The sequence below is a fragment of the Rhodoblastus sp. 17X3 genome, from assembly GCF_030056575.1.
In the GTDB taxonomy this organism is placed as follows: Bacteria; Pseudomonadota; Alphaproteobacteria; order Rhizobiales; family Beijerinckiaceae; genus Rhodoblastus.
Genome location: NZ_JASHHX010000058.1, coordinates 1 through 850 on the forward strand (window position 1 = coordinate 1; position 850 = coordinate 850).

An 850-nucleotide genomic window follows, 5' to 3' on the forward strand; every position below is an offset into this window, starting at 1 on the left:
AAGGCGATCGTAGCCTGGGACGACGCCGCCAAGAGGCAGCGTATTGTAGATCCCGCGCAAGGGCGACGGAAACTGGGGCCCGGCGACCACAAAGACAAGATCCGCGGCGTTGTAATTGACAGGCTTGTTCGGGCTGTAGACATATTCGCCGTAGATCGTCGTTCCTTTAATTTGGGTCGTGAAGTTGATCGTGGCTGAATCGACGGCGCCAAGGTAAGCGACATTGTAGGCGGAGTTGAGTCCGCCAGGATTGCTTAGCAGCCAATAATTTGGGCCGGCCCGCAAGGTCTTGATCGTCTGGCCGACAGGGGTGGGCTGATCGACATGGGCGTAATAGAGCCCGAACTTGGTGAGCAGCGAATCGGCTGTATAGGAGCCGCCGGCGCCGAAATTGACGTCGTTGGGATTCGCCGCGCGCTTGCGATTGAGCGCGAAATCGGTCGCATAGGACCTCGGATCAGCCAATACGGGGCTGAAATAGACATTGTTGCAACCGGGCGCGGCCCAGTCGGCGTAGGAGAAGAACGAGCCGCAGCCCGGCACCACGCTTCGCGGCCCCTGGAACAACAGGAAGCTTTCAAAAATGGCCTTGTCCTGCAGGAAGCCAAGGCGGGTGAAGACGCCAGGCGTCGGGATCGTCAATTCGGCAGCCTGCGCGCCGGGCCGGACAACCGCAGAATAATCGACGGCGTTGACGGCGTAGAACAAGCCGCCTGGGATTGCGGTTGACAGGCCCCACGGGATGTTGATCTCGCCGATGCGGCCTTCGAAGCTCACGCCGCCATCGAATTTCTGCTTGGTATAGGCATAGGCTTGCTGAAACGCGGCGCCGAAAGGCCTCTCGCGGGCG

1 protein-coding gene is annotated in these 850 nt (G+C 60.2%); it reads right to left on the reverse strand.

The genetic code is table 11. The annotated features are described in order from the left end of the window. A partial coding sequence (locus QM467_RS19735; protein ID WP_283368044.1) for a DUF1302 family protein occupies positions 1-850 on the reverse strand: 850 nt, incomplete at both ends.